This window comes from Shewanella sp. Isolate13 (assembly GCF_022398325.1).
Taxonomy (GTDB): domain Bacteria; phylum Pseudomonadota; class Gammaproteobacteria; order Enterobacterales; family Shewanellaceae; genus Shewanella.
Genome location: NZ_JAKEVD010000029.1, coordinates 20628 through 43494 on the forward strand (window position 1 = coordinate 20628; position 22867 = coordinate 43494).

The following is a 22867-nucleotide window of genomic DNA, read 5'->3' on the forward strand; positions in this document are numbered from 1 at the left end:
TGTCATTCGCCTTAAACATAAGAAACCAAAAATGCGAGATAGGTCGCACTTTTTTTTAAATGCAAATTACCTGCATAAAAGCCCTTTCACAATATGGGGATATTTGGCGCTTTTTGGTATCTTTCAACAACTAAGCTAAAACATTGTTTTTATATGCGGCTTTTATCTCGCATACAAAATTTATAACCAGATAACTTCAATTAATTAGCAGCAAACAAAAACCTCCAACCCAATTGCAGCACATTTATCACACCCGTATACTCCCGCTTCAATTTTAAGCTGGAGGCGTTATGAAGTACCTAAGTCTGTTGTTGCTGTTCTTACTTACCGCATGTGGAGGTGGAGAGTCTGATTCAACAGAGTCACAGAAAGAACCTCATCCAATATTGAAAGCGGCTGATATCAAACAGCAGTTTTCACCAAACATCGCTATCACTCCAAATATCGAGGGCACGTTAGGCAGCATCAGTTATCGCCTAGCTGATAGCGCGGCAGATGACGTGGTACAGATCTCAGCAGATAAGCGTAGCCTAACAATACTCAATTCGGGTCGCACCGAACTCATCGCGACCGATCCCGGTAACGAGCAATACCTCTCAGCTAGCACCCGCTTCACCGTCACTATCGAAAAAGCCCCCCGCCTCCCTCTTGTTACCAATGACCTCAGCCTCCCCTATCAAGAAGCTGCACGCCATCAAGCCAGCGTAAATGGTGCGCTTGGTAAGGTAGAATATGAGCTTGCCTCAGATCAGAGCGACCAGGTCGTGCTGATTGAACGTGGCGGAGAGTTCCTTGTTTGGGGCAGCGGCAGTGTACTTATTGATGTCACCGATGATGGTGGCCGCAACTATCAGGCTGATACCCAGCAATTTAAGATCACGATAGAGACGGCTCAAACCGAGTTTGCTCAATTCAGTGATGTAATAGATAAACCTTTTCTATTGGGGGCGAAACTGCTCCCCGTGTACAGCGGAACGCCAACGCAGAGCATTCACTACGCTCTAGTCGATGGCGCGAATACAGACGTAGTGCAGATAGATGAAGCCAGCGGTGAGATGCTTATCATTGGTGCAGGCGAAACAGAGGTTCAAGTAATACAAAATGCCCCACAGCACCACGACATAGTTGCGCCTCAAATATTTAAAGTGCAGATCAACCGTGCCAAAAACCTTGCATTACAAGCCGCAGATCTTACGACCACTTATGATGAGGATGCCCAACAAACAATTCAGGTAATCGGCTCTCAAGGGAAGCTCTCTTTTAGCCTCTCTGAGAACGCGCCCTCCCAAGTCATCGATATTATTGATGCAGAGAAAGGCCTTATTAGCTTTGCCGGAATCGGAACAACACAAGTAATCATTAGTGACAGCGGTAACAAAAACTATCTACCTGAGAGTCTCTCAATCAATGTTGAGGTCATACGAATCGATTCTGACTCTTTAGACAGTTTAGATATTCAGGCCCGCTATCAGAAGAGCCAAGTCATTCAGCCTCAAGTGATAGGTGGCCATGGAGAACTAGCCTATACCTTGGCCAATGACAGCCCAACAGATGTCATAGCAATTGATGCAAAAACTGGCGCGATGACGGTGTTAAAACCTGGCATGGTGGAAGTCATCGTTAGCGATGATGGTGGAGAGTTTTGGGCTAGCCAACAGCAAAAATTTACCGTCACTATTGATAAACAAACCAACAACGAGTTGATTTTAACCAACACCCGCATCGACTATGCAGAGAGTGCCGTCTTCAGCCCCATTGTGTTAAATAGCAAAGGTGATGTGAGCTTTAACATCGATGATGGTGACGCTGTATTCAAGCAAGATGCCGAGACAGGTGTGATTGGCATAATCGGCGCAGGTCGGGGCTGGTTAACAGCGGTTGATTCGGGAAATGACTATTTCGCTCCTGCTACAGAGCGGTTTTATGTCGATGTCTCTCCCCTGTATGGCACCCTATCTATTGCTCCGGTTCGTACAAGCTACTCAGCAGGAAGAACGCTTGATATCCCTATTTCAGGCAGTATTGGCGAACTCGAATGGCAATTTAAACACGGCCAAAATGATGTCATCACCATTAATGAAGCCGCGCGCACCTTCACCATCAATAATGCAGGCTCAGCAACCTTCATAGTGACAGATAAAGGCGATGCAGGGCATGTATCTCAAAAGGTCGAATTTACCGTTGTTATCGATAAAGCAGCGGAAAATTCCGAGCTCGAACTTTCAACTTCGTTGCTCAATACACAATTTGCCGATGGAGCGACACTTGCGTCTCCAACTATAAACGGGCGAGGGGTAGACAGTGAAATTAGCTACTACAGCGACCTGCAAACCAGCCATATTGCCAGCATAGATCCAGTAAGCGGTATGCTAAGCATTAATGGAGCCGGTCTTACGCAAGTTAGCGTGATAGAGCAAAGTAGGAACTTCGAACGTACTGTGCGTCAGTTCAATGTGAATATTGAAAAGGCCAAGCATCCCGGTCTAGCCTTAGAGACCAATATTCTAAATGTCGCGTTTTACCCTGACCGTGTTATTAAGGCTCCGGCTGCAAGAAATCAGTTCGGTAAGCTGAACTATGAGCTTGAAACTGTCGTCTCACCTGAGCTTGCCGAGTTAGCGCCCAATGGTGAGATCACGATACATACCTACCCTAAATCTCGAGAGAATAACTACTTGGGTATCGTTGTAACTGACGACGGTGGACAAAATTATCAGTCTTCATCGGCGACCTATAAACTGTTTATCTCAGAAATTGAGGCGGGGTTAGGTGAGGAAGCCAGTGTCGATTTTAATGGAACAGACTTGCAAATAGTCTCTCCTGTTGAGATCGCTGCCAATGAAGTTTCATACTTCACAGCCTTTGGTGCAAGAGGCGAATTAACCGATCAGCCTGGCGATGAAAATAGCGGTGGCTACTCAACCATGGTCGCTCAAGTCTGTAAAGATCCTATCAATATAAAGGATTGCACCTTAGTCACGTTAAGGCTGCAAAAAACCAGTCATTGTAGTGATGGTAGTCAAGTCGCCTTGCCTATCAGCTCTAAAACCGTCTATACCTGTCCGGGATTGAGCCAGCCTATTAGCTCTGAGGTGACGATTAGCCTCAACAAAGAAGATGCCTTTAATGCTTGGTTCACTGAGTCTGGTCGCTACCAGACAAGCTCACCAATTGTGCTGGTGCACTTTGCCAAACCTTATCGTAGCGGCGGAGTCATTGAAGCTGGAGATATTCAAGCTAGTGCTTGGTGGTTAATCAACCTTGATCTAACAAACCATTAGCTATCCAGAAGCCCAGTTAATACTGGGCTTTTTATGACGGCATTTGCTAGCAGCCTCTCTAGTTCTCACTGACTGGAGCTCACTGACCAGCTATCGCTATCATCAAGCGAATAACCATTTTGTGATCTAGTTAACACAAGTTCATAGTTTGAAAGCGCATTCTAAACCAAACAGCAACTAGGCTCATTCGGTTAGAAATGAGTGATATGTGCTAAAAAGTTTTAAATAATTAAACTTAAATATCAGGGGTTAACCATGAAATATTCAGTTGGCGATCTTATCTATCAGGGCGAAACATCAGGTGTTCATAATTGGGATACTCTCTCTGGCTCCTCTTTTTATTGGCATCCAGACTGGCTGCATATTGCCGAAGATATGACGGGTCATAACGCCACCGCTCATATTGAACCTTCAGCAGAAAAAGCGACCAAAGCCGAAGCGGCAGAAGCAATCGTTAAACACCTAAACAAGTAGCCTATACTCAAGTTAGATAGACTAAACGTTCGCTTACCAAGGGTCGCAAGTCAGCGACCCGCCTCTATCGCCCTGCGTGCAATCTTATCGATAAGCCCAGGGGCGATAACTTTAAAGAAGCGTCCTACCCTTCCCCTAAAAGAGGTGATTAACAGACGCTTCCTGCTCGCAATGGCGGGTAACATCATCTGCGCACACTGCTCAGCGCTCATGATTTTCGCTTCCTGCATTGGCGTATCACCCAAAGCCTTTCCTTTTGCATCTAATGCGCGCTTATGAGTCTGCGTCACCACAAAGTCGGGACAAATCACCGTCACTGCAACCTTATAATCACTAAGCTCAATCCGCAGGGAATCAAAAAAGCCAATTACGGCATGTTTAGATGCCGCATAACCTGAACGTGCGGGTACCCCAGTCATGCCAGTGAGCGAGGCGACGGCCACGACTTGACCTTGGCTCTGTTTAAGATAGGGAATGGCGGCATGGGTGAGATAAGCAGGCCCGAGATAGTTAACCTGCATGATTTTCGATAACACAGTTAAGTCTTCAAGCTCATCGAAACGTGACCACATGGTCATGCCGGCATTATTAACTAAGATATCTAGCTGACCAAACTCTGCAATACAAGCTTGGATTAAGCCTTGGCATTGAGCTTGTTCCGATACATCTGCCACATGCACTAACGGCTTATAACCAAGCAAGGATAACTCTTGGCCTAAAGAGTTTAGCCGTTCGAGGTTGCGAGCACTGACCACCAGCTTGCATCCTTGAGGTGCAAGCGCCAAAGCTAAGGCTCGGCCAATGCCTTCAGATGCGCCAGTGATGATAATGACTTTGTCTTTAAAGCTGTCTTTAAATTTGCCCTTTAAAATATCCATATATTAGCGAACCACTGCCAAGCTGTTTTTATGCCTAGTCGTTAAAGCTCACACATATACACCCAAAGCGCAAATTGAGCTCAACAAGCCCTAGGCGATTAGTATCTCTGGAGTAATTTCAGCTTGATATGACGCGAGCGGCTTAGGGCGGCCTATGGCATAGCCTTGAGCATAGTTAACTCCGATGATCTCAAGCTTATCCATGATCTCTTGGTTTTCCACAAACTCGGCCACAGTCTCGATCCCCATCACTCGGCAGACATCATTAACCGACTTAACGATGGCATAATCTTTGGCATTACTGGCTAGGTTTTTCACGAAGCAACCATCGATTTTTACATAATCGACAGGCATCTCTTTTAGGTAACCATAAGACGCAAAACCGCTACCAAAATCGTCTAGGGCGAAAGCGAAGCCGCGCTTACGTAGGCCTAGTAACATCTTCATCGCGCGGCTGCGATTTTGAATCGCACTGGTTTCGGTTATTTCAAAACAAATACAAGCACTTGGGATACCAAAGCGCGTTTGCTGACGCAGGATGAAATCGGCGATCCCTTCGGCACCAAGACTATTACCAGACAGGTTTATCGAGAGGCAGTGATCATGCCACAGGTGTTCATTTAACGATAACCACAAGAAGGCTTTTCTGATAACCTCCTTATCCACTTCTACTATCAACTTAAAGCGCTCGGCGGCGGCAATAAATTGCGCCGGCGGTAGCAATCGTCCGTCAGACTCTTGGATCCGTAACAAGATCTCCAGACGCTGACGATGACTATGGGAGGAGATACGTTTGATTTTTTGATAGTAGAGGATCAATTCATTATGCTCTATCGCCTGCACAATTCTAACCGCCCACTTAGGCGCATTACGTAGCAGGCTAAGATCTTTATCACGACCATCAAAAAACTGTACTTGATTACTGCCTTTTTGCTTAGCCGAGTGACAAGCAATTTCCGCATCCTTAAGTAACTCTCGCACACCCTCATTTGCCTTGTTCCCCGCCAAGGCGATCCCAACGCTGACACCAACACGATAAGCAGTATCACCATGAAGCAACATCTGTGCGTTTACACTGGCGATGATACTTTTCGATAACTTAGCAACCTCAAGCGCGCTGCGATCCTTTATTGCTAAGGCAAATTTGTCACCGCCCAAGCGCCCCAGCAACTCATTATTCAATAGGCAAGAATTTATCGCTTTTGCCACCTTGCTAAGCATCTCATCGCCTACATTATGACCACAAGAATCATTGATTAACTTAAATTGCTCTAAATCAAAATAGATAATAGCCAGAGACTTTGATTGCTGTGCATAGCTCACTAAGCGAGTCCCGAAAACACTTCTAGTGACTAAGCCAGTGATAGGGTCAAAATCGACACATCGCTGCAACTGACGCTTTAGCAAAGCTTGCTGGGTGATGTCTCGCAACACTATTGCCGCCCCAATCACTTTCCCAGAATGACTACGTAGATGAGTTAAGCTGCCATTGACCAACATAGGAGTGTCCCTATTTAGGCGCAATAAGAGCGGAGCTGCAGTTTTATCTGCCTCTTGTATAAAAGCCTCGACCTTAACGGTGAGTCCAAGATTACAGCACAACAGCGGCTCAAGACTGCTCCCCTGCACCTGTTCATTCTTTAGCGCCAGCATACACTCAGCATACGGGTTGATATAACTGACCTTGGCTAGCGTATCGGTAAAGATGACGACTTCGGAAGTGTTGTCTAAGACAAGTTGAGAGTGAGTTCGCTGATGATAGAGATCCGACAATAACCCATTAATGTTTGTTGTTAACGGCTCTAATTCAGTGCCTGCGGCGCTATCGATTAGTTGGCATGCCTTAGAGCCGACATCGAGGCTTGAGCATTGAGTAACAAGCTTATTGAATGGCTTGATAAGTGCCTGTCGCAACCAGAAATACAGTGCTAATTGCAGTGCAACTACAAACCCCAACAGTCCTAGCGCTAGCAAACTGTATTTCATCGCTATCTGCGAGAAAAAGTGATTAGAAAAACTGATAGAGAGATGAAGCGGAGTATGCTCAATAATTGAGAGGAGCTTAAGCTGAGCCGTCACCGTATCGTCCATAAACAAGTGCTCTGTGGACGCCGTGCCGGTTTGAATTTCAGCCTTGGTTATCATCCCCTTCTCAGCAAGGCTCAAGAGGTAATCATCCGTCAATCGACGAACTAAGAGTAGACGTTCTCCATGGAGCTGGCCCTGCAGACTAACTAAGTAACTCTGCTGCTGACTATCAAGATATACCCCCGTTCTCTCCCGATGACTAGCTAACAACTCTGGTGGTGGAACAAATTTATCGTCGTCTTGCACTCTCAGGTAGGTCAACTTCCTCCCTGTAAGCCCCAGTAACTGAGTGTCTCTCAACAAGCTGCCATCGCTGCCTAATAGGCTCGGCAGCCCTTGTTGTGAGTAGAGTGGGTTGTTACGAAAAACCAGTTGAAACGACTCAAGCTCTTTATTCAGCTGTGACTGAATACTCTCAAGTTCTCTTTCTATGATATAGCCTCGAATCGTATCGATCCCGCTATATAAGTGTGCAATTCCAGCCAAACAGCTAGCAGTGAGGAGGGGGATGAAAATCCCAAAGATCACTAAGACAACTTTCTTGCCAATTTTCATCTAAAAATAACTTCTCTAATTCAAAACCAGCCAGCAACTCTGGCTACTACTCGGTTTGCGCTAGCAAAGTACCCCATTTTGCAACAGATAACACCTACCTTTGAAACAGTCGTTTATAAAAACAACAGCCGAGCTACGCTTACTCAAAAATACTGTAATTTTTTAGACTAAAGCTCAACAGCAACGCTTCAATTCTGCGAAAACTCAATTGTTATATTTTTGTGATAATTAGGCGATATTCCAGTGATAACCCTTTGCCAAACTAAAACTCATTCAAAGCAAAGGAGAGATATAATGAAACTAAATCAAGTCACAAAATTACTGATTATAAGCAGTGTTATCAGCCTACCGGCAACTGCAGCAGAACTAGAGATAAGCATTACTAATCTAACCCACGGTAATCATTTCACTCCCTTATTCATTGCCGCCCACGATGCTGATAGCCACATTTTCCAAGTTGGTGAAATGGCAAGTAGCGCTTTACAAAAAATGGCTGAAGGCGGAGACATTGGCGATTTAGATGCTGCGATTATGGGAACAAATGGCATTACAGTAACGAACCCTGCTAGTGGGCTACTCGCACCCAGCGCAAAAGTAGATGCCATCATGTTAAACACCGGCACTATGACTCACTTATCAATCGCGGCTATGGTATTGCCTACCAATGATGCATTTGTCGGCTTAGATGCATGGCAGATCCCAACCGAAGCTGGCAGCTACACCTTCACCTTAAACGCCTATGATGCGGGCACGGAAGCCAATGACGAGATAATTAATGGCGGTGGTATGTCAGGAGTGCCGGGCATTCCAGCAGCACCGAGCGGTGACGGCGGCATGAACGCTAGTGGCGTAATGGATATGAGCAATAATGATAAAGTGCATATCCATCCTGGAGTGCTTGGTGATACAGACTTACAAGGTGGTATGAGTGATCTTGATAGTCGTGTACACCGCTGGTTAAATCCTGTTGCTCGCGTAACGGTTATCGTTAAGTAGGAGGTTAACCATGAATATCCTCAAACTCAATTGCAAATTTAACGGCCTCATACTAATAAGTACCGGAGTATTACTACTTAGCGCCTGCTCTGACAACGACCACGTAAATCCTACGCCGATTACTCCTCCGGTCATAACACCAACAATGCAGGATTACACAATAGCTGTAACCAACTTAACAGCTAATCAGCCAATGTCACCAATTGCAGTAGTGAGTCATAGCGCTGACAGCGTACTTTGGAGTAGCAGTCAGAGCGCAAGTATGGCATTAGAAACTCTAGCTGAATCTGGCGATGCCAGCAGCTTAAACAGTGAACCCGGTGTCAGCAGGCTAACTAGTGGCGCAGGTATTTTAATGCCTGGAGCAAGTGAACAGATAAGCCTAAGCCTTGATTCAACTGCTGTTGCAGATTTATCGGTACTGACAATGTTGGTCAATACAAACGATGCATTTGCAGGCTTTACTGGTTATGACCTAAGCCGTTTAGCCGTTGATGAGTCTATGGTATTTAGAGTGATAAGTTATGATGCGGGAACTGAGGCTAATAGCGAAGCCAAAGGCACCATTCCAGGCCCTGCTGATGGTGGAGAAGGGTTTAATGCTGCTCGGGATGATACCGATAAAGTTCATGTCCACCCCGGTATAGTTAGCAGCGACGATGGCCTTAGCGACTCCGTACTGAATGCTTCGCATCGCTTTGATAACCCAGTATTACTTATCAAAATAAGCCGCACAGAATAAGCACTCACTTATATAAATTTAAAAAGTGCGTAATAAATGTTTCCACTGGCGGGTCTTGTTGACAAGGACTCGCCTTTGGGAGCTAAGCATGAACGGAGCAACTACAAACACAGGTCATATTGCCAATAAGCAGATCTTACTTGTTGAAGCAGAACAAGACTTAGCTGATCTGTTAACCCTGAATCTAAAAAGTATGAATCACCATGTAATTCACTGCACCACACTGCAACGGGCCCAACAATACTTAAGCAATAACCAAGTAGATCTAATCTTAATGGACAGAATCCTCCCTGATGGAGATGCTATTAGCTTATGCCAACAGTTTCGAGATGCAGGCAACCAATTACCTTGCCTGATGCTGAGTGCTAAAGATTCAGAAGCCGATATCGTTTTGGGACTAGAGTCTGGTGCAGACGATTACCTAGTAAAGCCCTTCAGTTTGTTGGAGCTAAAAGCGCGAGTCAAAGCCTTAATACGCCGCTCTAAGCTAGCAGAAAAGCAAGATCACGCCATTAAATTTGAAGGGATTAGCATTGATTGTAATACGCGGGAGGTCATCGCATTTAATGAAGTACTTGAGCTAACGGCCAGAGAATTCGATCTATTACTCTATCTGGCTCAGCATCCCAAGCAAGTATTTAGTCGGATGCAATTATTAGAGGCGGTCTGGGGATATTCATACTCTGGTTATGAGCATACCGTAAATAGCCACGTGAACCGTTTACGCTCTAAACTCGCCCGCAATGTACGTACCTCAAAGCTAGTTAGAACCGTATGGGGCGTCGGCTATAAATTTACCCCACCTGCAGCATAAACTGCAGATTAGTAGTCATTGACCATAAACTAAAGTCAATAAATCACAGCAGTAAAAAAGGCCCAGTAAACTGAGCCTTGATTAGTTATCATCCGCAGTTAAGCAAACTGATTACTTGTGGTACTTAGCCGATAGCTCATGTACAGAGTTGATAAACGAGCCAGCATGCTCTGGATTAACGTGCTGGTGAATACCATGACCCAAGTTAAATACATGACCAGTGCCTTCACCGTAAGAAGCAAGAATTTGATCCACTTCTTGATGAATACGCTCTGGAGAAGCATAAAGTACAGATGGGTCCATGTTGCCCTGTAGCGCAACTTTATGACCAACACGGCGACGTGCATCACCGATATCAACAGTCCAGTCTAGGCCTAGTGCATCACAGCCAGTTTCAGCCATAGACTCAAGCCATAGTCCGCCACCTTTAGTAAACAGTGTTACTGGCACCTGACGACCGTCAGCATGACGAGTTAGACCATCAACGATTTTCTGCATGTAACGTAGAGAGAATTCACGGTATGCGTGGTGAGAAAGCGCGCCACCCCATGAATCGAAAATCATTAGCGATTGTGCACCGTTAGCAACCTGAGCGTTCAGGTATAGCGTCACAGAGTCAGCTAGCTTGTCTAGAAGCATGTGCAGAGTTGCAGGCTCTTCGTAAGCCATCTTCTTAATCTTTTCAAACGCCTTGCTAGAACCACCCTCAACCATGTAAGTCGCTAGGGTCCAAGGTGAACCAGAGAAACCGATTAGTGGCACTTCACCTTTAAGCTCACGACGAATAGTGCTTACTGCACGCATTACGTAGCCTAGCTCATCTTCAGGATCTGGGATGCAAAGCTTTTTAATTGAATCGATAGTATCTGTAGGACGTTCGAAACGTGGGCCTTCGCCAGCTTCGAAATATAGGCCTAAGCCCATAGCATCTGGAACCGTTAGAATATCTGAGAACAGGATAGCTGCATCTAAATCATAGCGACGTAGGGGCTGAAGAGTCACTTCGCAAGCTAAGTCTTGGTTCTTACAAAGAGACATGAAGTCTCCAGCTTCTGCGCGGGTTGCTTTATATTCTGGAAGATAACGACCTGCTTGACGCATCATCCAGACAGGAGTTCTGTCGACAGGCTGTTTTAATAACGCACGTAAATAACGATCATTCTTTAATTCTGCCATTTGGCTTGATTCCTAAACTTATAGTGATATCCGCTTGGGGCGATAGTTTAGCATTTACGTTAATAAAGTAACCCGAATCCGTAAAATAATGTGACAAGTAACGCGACAAATTCCACCAACTCGGAGGTAGTTAACATTATTGAACTGATTCACGGCTGTATTTTCTCTCTATTCACTGCAGTTCACAGCTTTAAGCTAAAACGTGAAATAGATTCACAACTTAGCTTAACCTAAGCTGTACGGCTCGCAATGTGACAGAAAAAAGTTGCACCTAGATGCTAGCTTTGGTATAAAAAGTCTGCGCTAGCAAGAACAATCAAGAAGCTCGTCGCATCGAGCCCGCAAAAACTTTACTCGCCCAGCGATAGATTTCTATCGCTGGGCATTTTATTTTTTAGCACTCTGTTCACAAACCTCCCGCTGGTATGTCCATTCGCTAAATCCTCATAAATCCATCAATAATGGTTGATCAAAAGCACATTTTTCCCCTACATTAGAGATACAGAGATGGATTTTTAACGGGGAAGATCATGCTAAGAAAGCTAGAGAAAGCCGAACAAAAATGGGGCGGCTCAAATACTCTTATAGATCAATGGTTAAATAATCGGCGCAACCTGCTTATTAACTATTGCCAGATTGCTGGGATCCCGCCGTATGAAGAAACCGACAAATCACTACCCGCCTTCGATTCAGTGAAACAGTTCTGTGACCAATTAATGGATTATGTGTCAGAGGGTCACTTTGAAATCTACAACCAAGTCGTTACCGCCTGTGAAAAACATGGCTCTGAGAGCCAAGCGCTAGCCCAACAACTCGTGCCGCAGATCAGCGCCACCACAGATACCGCCTTAGACTTCAATGACAAATACACCGAAGCCGAAGACGAGCAAGTGCTATTTCATCTAGATAAAGATCTATCATCCCTTGGTCATGCAATGGAAACGCGCTTCGAGCTTGAAGATAAACTGTTAGAAGTACTGCATACCAAGCACTCTTAGGACTTAAAGAAGGTTCTAGGTTCTAGGTTCTAGGTTCTAGGTTCTAGGTTCTAGGTTCTAGGTTCTAGGTTCTAGGTTCTAGGTTCTAGGTTCTAGGTTCTAGGTTCTAGGTTCTAGCAAAGAGTAAAATGAATCAACAAAAAGGCCAGCTGATTAGCTGGCCTTTTTAGTGCTCCAATCTAGCTTAAACTGCTGATTGGAAAATCACTTCGTCGGCTTTTGCCGTGTACGATGCAATCTGATCGAAGTTCAAGTAACGGTAAGTGTCAGCTGCTGTCGCATCTAACTCTTTCGCGTATGTCTGATACTCATCAGGAGATGGCAGACGACCAAGAAGCGCCGCCACTGCCGCAAGCTCGGCTGATGCCAGATAAACATTTGCACCAGTACCTAGACGGTTCGGGAAGTTACGAGTTGAAGTAGAAACCACCGTTGCACCTTCAGCAACACGTGCTTGGTTACCCATACACAGTGAACAGCCTGGGATCTCGATACGCGCACCGACACGACCAAAGATAGCGTAATAGCCTTCTTCAGTTAGCTGATCGCGATCCATCTTAGTTGGCGGCGCAATCCACAAGCGTGTTGGTAGAGTCGATGCAAACTTATCTAGCATTTTACCCGTTGCACGGAAGTGACCAATGTTCGTCATACAAGAACCGACGAACACTTCATCGATCTTAGTATTAACCACAGATGAAAGTAGAATCGCATCATCAGGATCATTCGGCGCACAAAGAATTGGCTCTTTGATTTCATTCAAATCAATCTCGATAACTTCTGCGTACTCAGCATCGCTATCCGCTTCCATTAGCTCAGGGTTCGCTAGCCACTCTTGCATCGCGGTAATACGACGTTCGATAGTGCGACGGTCGCCATAACCTTCGGCAATCATCCACTTAAGCATAACGATGTTTGAGTTTAGGTATTCGATGATTGGCTCTTTGCCTAGCTTGATGGTACAACCTGCGGCGCTACGCTCAGCCGATGCATCTGAAAGCTCGAATGCCTGCTCAACTTTAAGCTGCTCAAGGCCTTCAATCTCAAGTACGCGACCAGAGAAGGCGTTGATCTTACCTTTCTTCTCTACCGTGAGCAGACCCATCTCAATCGCTTTATGGGGAATAGCATGTACCAAGTCACGTAGCGTGATACCTGGCTGCATTTCACCTTTAAAGCGTACTAAGATCGATTCAGGCATATCCAGTGGCATCACTCCTGTTGCTGCAGCAAATGCGACAAGGCCAGAACCTGCTGGGAACGAAATACCGATAGGGAAACGTGTATGCGAGTCGCCGCCTGTACCTACAGTATCTGGCAGTAACATACGGTTTAACCAAGAGTGGATAACACCATCACCAGGACGTAGCGCAACGCCGCCACGATTCATGATGAAATCAGGCAGTGTATGGTGCGTGTTCACGTCAACTGGCTTTGGATAAGCCGCAGTGTGACAGAAAGACTGCATGGTTAAATCAGCGCTGAAACCAAGACAAGCCAGATCTTTAAGCTCATCACGAGTCATAGGGCCTGTAGTATCTTGTGAACCCACAGAGGTCATCTTAGGCTCACAATATTGGCCAGGACGAATACCTGTAACGCCACATGCCTTACCTACCATCTTCTGCGCAAGGGTATAACCCTTACCAGTGTCCGCCACATCTTGTGGACGTACGAATTCAGTTGAGGCTTCAAGACCTAATGTTTCACGAGCTCGATCTGTTAGGCCACGACCGATAATAAGTGGAATACGGCCACCAGCGCGAACCTCATCCATCAACACATCGGTTTTCAGCGAGAACTGTGAAATCACTTCATCAGTATCATGACGCTTAACAAGGCCTTCATATGGATAGATGTCGATTACATCGCCCATCTCCATCTTACTTACATCTAGCTCGATTGGCAGTGCGCCTGCATCTTCCATGGTGTTGAAGAAGATAGGTGCAATCTTGCCACCCAAACAGAAACCACCTGCACGCTTGTTAGGAACGTTCGGGATATCATCGCCCATGAACCACAATACTGAGTTAGTCGCTGACTTACGCGAAGAACCTGTACCGACAACGTCACCCACATAAACCAGTGGGAAACCTTTAGTTTTAAGTGATTCAATCTCTTTGATTGGACCGATAACACCCGCTTCATCAGGAACGATACCGTCACGCGCGTTTTTAAGCATAGCTAGTGCATGCAGTGGGATATCTGGACGTGACCATGCATCTGGTGCCGGAGATAAGTCATCGGTATTGGTTTCGCCCGATACTTTAAATACGGTTAATGAGATTTTTTCTGCAAGCTTAGGACGAGAAAGGAACCATTCAGCGTCTGCCCAAGAGTGAACAACCTGCTTAGCAAAGTCGTTACCCGCCTGCATTTTTTCGACAACGTCATGATACGCATCGAACATAAGTAGAGTGTGAGATAAGGCTTTTACTGCAAGCGGTGCTTGCGCGTCGTTATCTAACTGAGCGATCAATGGCTCAATGTTATAACCACCTTGCATAGTACCAAGCAGCTCAACTGCGCGCTCAGACGATAAGATAGAAGATGACGCTTCGCCTTTTGCGACTGCATCTAAGAAACCAGCTTTAACGTATGCGGCTTCATCAACACCTGGTGGGATACGGTTTTCAAGCAGATCGAGAATAAACTCTTCTTCACCTGCAGGTGGATTTTTTACCAATTCGACTAGTTGTGCCACTTGTTGGGCATCTAATGGCTTAGGGACTACGCCCTCTGAAGCACGTTCTGCGACGTGTTTACGATATGCTTCTAGCACGGCAACATTCCTCTTTGTTTGGCGTTCAATACCAATCTAAGATTGATATAACAGCGAAACTGCTCGTCTTCAAATTGAAACTGACAGCTCGGCAGGCTCGACCCTTCATTCGAGCGCTATTATACTACAGCTTTACAAAAGTATGAATCCGATCACACTTCAGCAAAACTAAAACAACACTCAATCGACATCTCGAGCTATACAGTAGAACTATTCGCTCAAAAAGAAAACTAGACCATAGTGGGAAAGTTTGATCTAAATTATATAAATCATAGATTTAAATGTATTTCAGCCTCGATTCACTGCTCAAAATCCCAGCTAAAATAGCCCTGAGGATAGTGGTATCATCTAGGTATTATTTATAAAGCAGCCCACTTTCACAGCTACTATTCACCAAAGTTATAATGAACATAATTGGACACTTATGAGTACAGCAGCACTAAAAGCCGTTATTTTCGATATGGATGGAGTACTAATCGACTCCGAACCTACGTGGCAAATTGCCGAGCATACGGTACTAACCGAGCTAGGTTTAAACGTTTCCATGGAGGATATGGCTCTCACAACGGGGCTGAGAATCGATCAGGTCGTGGCCTTTTGGTATAGCCGCTCTCCTTGGGATAACTATGATAACCAACAAACGGCGCAGGCCATTGTCGAGCGGGTAGTCAGCCATATCACTACACATGGAGAACCGATGACAGGCGTTATAAAAGCACTCCAAGCCTGCCAAGAGCGTGGTCTAAGAGTCGGTCTGGCCACCTCATCTTCTAGCGATATCATCAATGCTGTTTTAAACAGGCTGCAGATCGCAGAATATTTTCATGCCATCAAGTCTGCCGAACACTTGGCTTATGGCAAACCCCACCCAGAGGTATATTTAAGCTGCGCTCAGGCACTAAATATTGATCCTATCTATTGTCTAGCGATTGAGGATTCATTCAATGGATTAGTCTCTGCTCGCGCAGCTAATATGCAAACCATCGCGATTCCAGAAGCTAAAGATGCTGCACTCAGCAAGTGGGCCATTGCACATCATCGGCTCGACAACCTAGCCGAGCTAGCAGAGTTTTTGGCTAAGCATAGCTAGCCAAAGAGCTCCCCCCTAACTCACGCCAAGGTAGAAAAATAAAAAGCCCATCTTTAGACGGGCTTTAAATCTTATCGACTTGAACCTACCAGTTCTTTCCGAGAAACAGGAATATGGTTTTCTCGCCATCATCGGATGCACCAAAACCGAAGGCGGCCGGACCAACACTGGTATCAATTCCTAAGTATAAGCTTCCAGCATAAATAAGGTCATCTAACGACACGCTATCTTTTTGGCTCCATACATTACCCGCCTCGATACTGGTACCTAAATATAACGGATATTCGGTCATACCCAGTACGTCTCGACCTAAGTCATACTGATACACAAAGGCGCCAAAAATTTTATGTGAACCGTACAGGGCGTTCTTGTGGTAACCCGATAGATTCAAGAAGCCACCTAACTCAGAAACGTTGACAGTAAAGGCACCATCCTTATCAACGGTCGCCAATGATGCTATCCCCACAAAGGCATGATTCCCCACACCGACGGCACCACGCCAATCGGCTTCATACTGCATAGAGAAGTCATTGGAGTCGCCTATACCATCGAGTTCATATCCCTCTTTTCTGAGATACACATTGAAGGTAAAACGATTGCCCGATGTTGGGAAGTTGATACTATTTAAGTCATCATAGGCAAATTTAAAGTAGCCACCATAACCGGTGTAATCCACCTTACCAAAACCCCAGACATCATTTTCAAGATCGCCCATTTCGCCCAGTATGCCGATTTCAACCATACCGTTTTGAGTGTAATTGGCACCAATCCCCAGCTCTGTACGATAAGCAGTTTGTCTTAGCTCCAACACTCGGCTGTTATTTTCAAAAAAGCTCCAGTCTTTGAGTTCATACTCCACCCGTGCACGGCTGAAGTAGGACTGATCTCTAGCTAACGGTTGATAAAACTCCGATGCTAATAACTTGTCGTAACCAAGTGAGACCTCGTTACGCCACTCTCCTCCGGTCTCAGTTAACTCCGTCATGGTGTAAGCCACATCGAGTGAAACGGCAGAGTCTAAGCTAAAATCATCTTCCCAACTAAAGCCGAGCTGAAAATAGTTCGGCCCCCAAGACTTTGCCTTAGTAGTTACGGTAAGTACGCGTCCCTCTTCCGTATCGGAAAATTCCGCATCAACTCGCTCAAACTTATCTAGGGCATAAATTCTTTTTAAACCAGCCTCTAGCTCCTCTACTGTAACAGCTTCACCAACATTGAGATCTAGATTGTCTGCGAGAAGCCTTTCACTCACTTTGGAGTCATTATCATAAATAATCTTAAGTAACGGCCTATCAATATCGGCTAGCCACTGCCTACTCTTTTCTTTTTTATGGGCCAAATATTGTTTGTACTCGCCAGCATCGTCACTATATTGCTCAAGCTTGTCGCTTTGCTCCCGCGCAGCGATCTCACCTAGCGGCAGCGCGATAGGCATGATGCTAAAATCTGTGGTGCTTAACTCACCGATGTTTGGCCTGATCAAGATATCATGATCGCTAAGCAGGGCTTTTTGCCTCTCTGAACTCGCATTAGTAAGCATGGTGGAAAGCTGATTCAGTACCGCAACCGTACTATTAAGCTCATCCTTACCGACCAAGGGAGAGCCGATATCGACAGCAATAATAATATCTGCACCCATGGCCTTCACCACATCGACAGGCATATTGTTTGCGATCCCGCCATCCACCAATAACTTGCCGTCAATGACCGCCGGCTGTAAGGCACCAGGAACCGAGGCGGATGCCTGCATCGCAGCAACAACACTGCCGGAGCTGAGCACCACAGGCTCACTGGTAACGAGATTCGTTGCAACCGCACGGTATGGAATAGCAAGATCATCGAAATGGCCGAATTGATGCACCAAGTTTGTAGAGCTACGCAACAACAGCGACATCGTCTGTCCTCGAAGCAAACCCGCAGGGGTTTTAACTTCCTCGTCACTGTAGCCAACGTTTATTGGAATATTGAACTGATCGCGAGTCTCTTTATCTCGGTAACTTAATGACTCTCGCGGGATGGTATCTGAATAACCTTTACTCCAATCGGTATTCATCATGATGGCTTCAATTTCTGCCGCGCTATAACCTAAGGCATACATGCCCCCGACATAGGCGCCGATACTGGTTCCAGCGATATAATCAACGGGGATCTTTTTCTCTTCGAGTACCTTAAGCACGCCGATATGCGCTGCGCCTTTAGCACCGCCACCACTCAGGACTAAACCAATTTTTGGCCGCTCTTCAGCAAACGAAAACTGCGAACTAGCTAGCGCTAGAAAAAGAATAATAACTCTTTTAATCATAATGACTTATTTAGCTCTTCTACTGGTATCTTAACGTATTTTATTTAGTGGCAATGCGCAAGGAATTGCGCACTTTTCGGCTAACCTTCTAGGCTTAACTCTTGCTCTAGCCCCATATACTCTTCAATTGCAGCAAGTGGCATGGGCTTAGCAAAGTAATAGCCCTGAATCACATAGCATCCTCGACTGAATACATGTTCGAGTTGCTCATGGGTTTCAACGCCTTCGGCAACGACATCTAACTTTAAGTTTCTCGCGAGCTCTATAATACTGCTTGCTATCGCCTGATCGGCCTTATTGGTTGCGATATCAATCAAGAAAGAGCGATCAATCTTAAGAGTGTTAACTTCAAAATGTCGTAAGTAAGCCAGCGATGAATATCCCGTACCAAAATCATCAATTGCGACATCGATACCTATCTCTTTAAGCGCTTTAAGGTGTTGCTTAGCGACTTTGAGCTCTTTCATCAATACCCCTTCGGTGATCTCTAATGAGAGCGAAGAGTTTGGCATGCCAGTTTCAGCCATGATCTGTTGAACACCGCTAATAAAATCTGGAAGACGAAAATGTAGCGCTGAGATGTTGACCGAAACCTTAATAGGCTCTGCTAATTGCTCCGCCCAACGTGCTCCATATAGGCATGCCTCTCGCATCACCCAACGATCTATCTCAACAATAAGTCCGCACGCCTCCGCAACCTTGATGAAGATGTCAGTTCGAATAAAGCCCTCTTTAGGGTGGCGCCAACGTAGCAGAGCTTCCACACCAACGAGCTTATCATTTTGTAAAATATCAATTTGCGGTTGAAAATGCAGCTCCAGCTGATTTCTCTCTATTGCCTTACGCAGATCAGCTTCTAACTTTAAGTGATAAAGTGCTTCTGCATTACGCTCCTCAGAATAATACTTAAAGTGGCCACGTCCCTCCTCCTTAGCATGATACATAGCCAGGTCCGCATTTTTAATTAACGCCTCGGGTTGCTTCGCATCTTCAGGCCATAAACTCACGCCTATGCTGGTTGAGATGTAAAACTCTCGACCGTAAAGCATAAAGGGTCGCTCAATACTCGCGAGTAACTGTTCACACAGGTAGTTTATCGCATCGATATTTGGGCCATCTCTAAGCAGAATAACAAACTCGTCCCCACCGAAGCGGCACAAGACATTTTCATCAGAGATTAGCGCCTGTAAGCGGTTAGATGCCTCAACTAGTAAGGCATCTCCCATACTATGCCCATAGGAGTCATTTACATGTTTAAACCTATCTAAATCTAAGAAGAGTAACGCTAAACTTGTACCATCCTTTTCAGCCTGATATACAGATTGAGAAAGTTTACTCGAAAATAATGAGCGATTAGGCAAGCCCGTCAGCACATCGTAATTGGCTAAACGACGAAGATCGGCCTCGGTACGCTTTCGCTCGGTAATATCTGAAAACACAGCCACGTAATGACTGGTGTCACCATGGGTATTCAAGATTGACGAAACGTTTAACCAGACGGGCCTATTGAGCCCCTCTCCGGTATCCACAAAACACTCACCAGTCCAACTCAGCCCCTGCTGCAATAAGTTGGCAATACTCGAACTCACTCCGTCTACCTGTAACACCTCAAGGAATGCTAAGCCAATTAAGTTATCTGGCGCTAAACCAATCATATCTTGAGCCGACTTATTGGTAACTTGAATTCTCTCACTACTATCAAAGATAAGCACAGCTTCAGAAGTGTTTTCAAACGCTTGCGCCAATAAGTAGACATCGTCTTTGAGCTTGCGCTGCTCGGTAATATCACTGTAGATCCCAGAAACCCGCTCTATCACTCCAGTTGATAGACTGCGCTCAACAGGGCGTCCCATTACACGTACCCAGCCCATACTGCCGTCTGTGCGCCAGTATCGATACTCAAGCTCAAACCTATCGGTACGCTCCTGTAGCATATCTTCCCAAGCCGCCATCACTTCCGCTGCATCTTCTTGATGAATGGGGAACTCTTTCAGGCTTAGGTATACTTGCGGCTCTTCGGCACTCAACAATCCGGCAATGTTTTCTAGGCGAAACAGCTCCCCCTCTCGCTGCCATTCCCATAGCTCTGAGTTACTGCCTTTTAGCGCCTGTTTTAAACGATTTTCACTATTAGTCAGTGCTGAGTTCATGACTTTAAATGCTTTCACTTGGCGCTGACGAATAAGAATAACGCCAAGGGCTGCAAGCAATAAGCAGATAAGTAGCATTCCTTTAAACCATGAGCTCTGCCACCAAAATTTTTCCACATAAAAACGATAGGAAAATGGTTTGTCTGACCAAATTTCATTATCCATGCTGAGGATATCAAGTGCGTAGGCGCCGGACTCTAAACCGGAGATATTCAGCTGCGAGTTGCCATCAAGATAGATATAGCTAGCTTGTTTATCAAGGCCGCTACGACGCAGGCGATACTGGAGCTGCATCGGCTTTTCATCAAGGTAGTTATTACGGGATAACTGAAAACTGATCAATTGTGCCCCCGGCAAAATATGATAGTCATTCAGTGGCATCAAATTGAGTTCACTGTGGTCCTCAAAATAGATCTCTACTGACTCCAAGATCACTGAGTCATGAGCAGTTCGATTTTCCAGTGTCTCAACATTGAGTAGCATTGCGCCATCAGGCGTACCGAGATAGACCCCTTCGTCAGCAGCAAAATAAGCCCCCTCATTTAGCTCATCGCTGATCCAGCCATCATGTGGTAAGACGGTGACAATTTCTCCGTCGATAAGGTTTTGGCGGATCATAGAACGGGGGCAGCCAATCAAACGGTAATGCCCCAAATCCTCAATAAAATAGATGCCGCTACACTTAACCTTCCAGTCATCGGTCACGCTTCTAAGGGCACCGGTTTGCACATCATAGGAGATGAGCCCCTGGGCATCCAAGCCAAGCCAAAGTTCTCCGGGATTAACCTCTTTAATGAATCGAACATTGGGTTCTCCTGAGCGAAAACTTAATGGTTCCAGTACCGGATGAAAAATATCCTGAGAGTCTAAGTAACCAAAAATATGATTACCACCTAGCCATAAGCGCTGGCTGCTATCTCGAGTAATCGAGACGATCTCAACCGCTATATTACTATTGAGGGCGCTGCCTAACCGCACCGACTTAGGCTCAAGGAACCCCTGTTGCCAATAAAATAGCCCACTACTCGTTGCAAACCAGATACGCCCCTCAATGAGAGGATCGAAGTAAGTATTGTAAACAACTTTATGTTCAAGCGAACTTTTACCACCGGACCAGCTGGCAAAACTTTGGGTATGGAAAGTGTTCTTATTTACAACAGATAAACCATTGGTACTCGAGAGCAATAGATAGTCTTCGTCTAATGAATCGATTTTATAAATACTATCGTTTAAGTTTATGCCATGAGGATTAATGACATAAGACCCCTGAGTCCGCTTGTCCACTAAGATCAGACCGGCATCGGTACCAAACCAGAGGTGTTCATCATCTGTATAGATAGCCCAAATCACCTCATCCTTCATCTGGTAGGGTGAGGCTTTGCTGAATTTATCAATAATAAAGTCGGGATCGTTGGCTAAGATCGCCACTCCATCGCCACTGCCACCGACCCAAATTAACCCCGTTTCATCGACAGCGATATCGTAGGTGTAATCGATATTAGACTTGAGCTTTAATTCATTACCGTAGAGCACACCTTTTTTGGCATCGGGAAACCATCTTAGCAATCCAGCCCGAGTAGATAGCCACAGAAACCCCTGTTTATCTTCGGCGATACTCGTGATGTAGTGCTGGAGTTGTTCAACTTTTTCTATTGCTAAACTGGCTTGGTCGATCTCAAACAACCCCTTACTCGAGGTTATCCACGCTCGGCCACTGGAATGACGAAAAACATTCTTAATCTTTCCCCAGGCATCGGGCCAAGGCAACACACCCAGCCTGACTCCATGGATATCTCGCACCTCTAAATGCTGCTCTTTGCCAATAAGCAGACGCTGATCGGATAGGGGTAACATAATACGCCATGGGTGATCGAGATTGCTGGGAAGGAAGTTTATCCGTTCAAGTGACATGCTTTGATAGTTAAAACGAAGCAATTCACCATCAAAGGTCAAAAAGATCCTGTCACCGTTAGCCTCTTCTATTTGAGATACGATGCCACTACCGCGATACTCAGGAAATAACTCAGGGCTACCAAACTCAATAAATTCGTTGGTGTAAATATCATATAGGTAAATGCGATAGGCACCACTAACAAGGATATGTTGCTTACTTAGAGGCAGAGAGAGGTAAAGCACACTATCGGAGAGTTTTGAGTGTAAACCGACCTTATCGATTCGACGAACTTTATTACTGCTGACTCGATACAGCCCCTCTTCTGTCGCCAACCAGGTAAAACCGTGCTCGTCAAAAGCGATATCCCACACAGTGCCATTGATGAGTCCATCACTCGCACTCAATACGCGCTGCACCACTCCGTTAGCCAGAGCAGGTACGGCGCAAGTAACCATTAATAGAATAAAGCCAAGCCAAATTTTTTTAATTATTGTTCTCATCTGCTTTAGTGCCCTTCCAGATTAACTCGAATGTAGCATTTAGGTAACAGAGATTCACCCTTTGATTACCTAAAAAACACTATTGCATGTAGCTCAAATAAAAAAGCGCTCAAAAGAGCGCTTTTTTCAGGTGAAAAGCAGTTTATC

Annotated in this window: 13 protein-coding genes; 7 read left to right on the forward strand and 6 right to left on the reverse strand. The window is 45.4% G+C overall.

The annotated features are described in order from the left end of the window. The first annotated feature begins 290 nt into the window (after positions 1-290). Both L1D44_RS16405 and L1D44_RS16410 read left to right on the forward strand, forming a co-directional pair. Positions 291-3281 carry a hypothetical protein gene (locus L1D44_RS16405; RefSeq protein WP_239892359.1) on the forward strand — a complete coding sequence of 997 codons (2991 nt, stop codon included), beginning with the start codon at positions 291-293 and terminating at the stop codon, positions 3279-3281. Positions 3282-3536: 255 nt separating this feature from the next. Then, entirely contained in the window at positions 3537-3755 is a 219-nt protein-coding gene (locus L1D44_RS16410; RefSeq protein WP_220767804.1) for a hypothetical protein, read from the forward strand. Positions 3756-3805: 50 nt separating this feature from the next. On the opposite strand, the gene L1D44_RS16415 is transcribed toward L1D44_RS16410, so the two are convergent. Both L1D44_RS16415 and L1D44_RS16420 read right to left on the reverse strand, forming a co-directional pair. Beyond that, entirely contained in the window at positions 3806-4633 is an 828-nt protein-coding gene (locus L1D44_RS16415; protein WP_239892361.1) for an SDR family oxidoreductase, read from the reverse strand. A gap of 90 nt (positions 4634-4723) precedes the next feature. Beyond that, positions 4724-7276 carry an EAL domain-containing protein gene (locus L1D44_RS16420; protein ID WP_239892364.1) on the reverse strand — a complete coding sequence of 851 codons (2553 nt, stop codon included), beginning with the start codon at positions 7274-7276 and terminating at the stop codon, positions 4724-4726. A 294-nt stretch (positions 7277-7570) separates the two neighbouring features. On the opposite strand from L1D44_RS16420, the gene L1D44_RS16425 reads away from it, so the two are divergent. The 3 genes from L1D44_RS16425 (at position 7571) to L1D44_RS16435 (ending at position 9828) form a co-directional block, all read left to right on the forward strand. Then, positions 7571-8272 (forward strand): spondin domain-containing protein, encoded by a 702-nt coding sequence (locus tag L1D44_RS16425; protein ID WP_239892366.1) that lies wholly within the window; start codon positions 7571-7573, stop codon positions 8270-8272. A gap of 10 nt (positions 8273-8282) precedes the next feature. Beyond that, positions 8283-9014, forward strand: coding sequence for a spondin domain-containing protein (locus tag L1D44_RS16430; RefSeq protein ID WP_239892368.1), 732 nt, complete (start codon positions 8283-8285; stop codon positions 9012-9014). Positions 9015-9102: 88 nt separating this feature from the next. Then, complete coding sequence (locus tag L1D44_RS16435) at positions 9103-9828, forward strand: response regulator transcription factor (protein WP_239892370.1); 726 nt, start codon at positions 9103-9105, stop codon at positions 9826-9828. Between the two features lie 111 nt (positions 9829-9939). On the opposite strand, the gene hemE is transcribed toward L1D44_RS16435, so the two are convergent. Next, entirely contained in the window at positions 9940-11004 is a 1065-nt protein-coding gene (hemE, locus tag L1D44_RS16440) for a uroporphyrinogen decarboxylase (RefSeq protein ID WP_239892372.1), read from the reverse strand. 530 nt (positions 11005-11534) lie between these two features. Between hemE and rsd the strand changes: the two genes are divergently transcribed. Continuing rightward, positions 11535-12002 (forward strand): sigma D regulator, encoded by a 468-nt coding sequence (gene rsd, locus L1D44_RS16445; RefSeq protein ID WP_239892374.1) that lies wholly within the window; start codon positions 11535-11537, stop codon positions 12000-12002. A gap of 184 nt (positions 12003-12186) precedes the next feature. On the opposite strand, the gene acnB is transcribed toward rsd, so the two are convergent. Next, positions 12187-14784 (reverse strand): bifunctional aconitate hydratase 2/2-methylisocitrate dehydratase, encoded by a 2598-nt coding sequence (gene acnB, locus L1D44_RS16450; protein WP_239892376.1) that lies wholly within the window; start codon positions 14782-14784, stop codon positions 12187-12189. A gap of 424 nt (positions 14785-15208) precedes the next feature. Here acnB and hxpB point away from each other — a divergent pair, with 424 nt between their 5' ends. Then, positions 15209-15874 (forward strand): hexitol phosphatase HxpB, encoded by a 666-nt coding sequence (gene hxpB / locus L1D44_RS16455; protein WP_239892378.1) that lies wholly within the window; start codon positions 15209-15211, stop codon positions 15872-15874. A gap of 85 nt (positions 15875-15959) precedes the next feature. Here hxpB and L1D44_RS16460 read toward each other — a convergent pair whose 3' ends face one another. Then, the gene (locus L1D44_RS16460) at positions 15960-18176 is read right to left on the reverse strand and encodes a patatin-like phospholipase family protein (RefSeq protein WP_239892380.1); all 2217 of its coding nucleotides are present in this window, start codon (positions 18174-18176) and stop codon (positions 15960-15962) included. An 80-nt stretch (positions 18177-18256) separates the two neighbouring features. Then, a complete protein-coding gene (locus L1D44_RS16465; protein WP_239892383.1) occupies positions 18257-22720 on the reverse strand; it encodes an EAL domain-containing protein in 4464 nt (1487 codons plus the stop codon). Between the last annotated feature and the right edge of the window lie 147 nt (positions 22721-22867).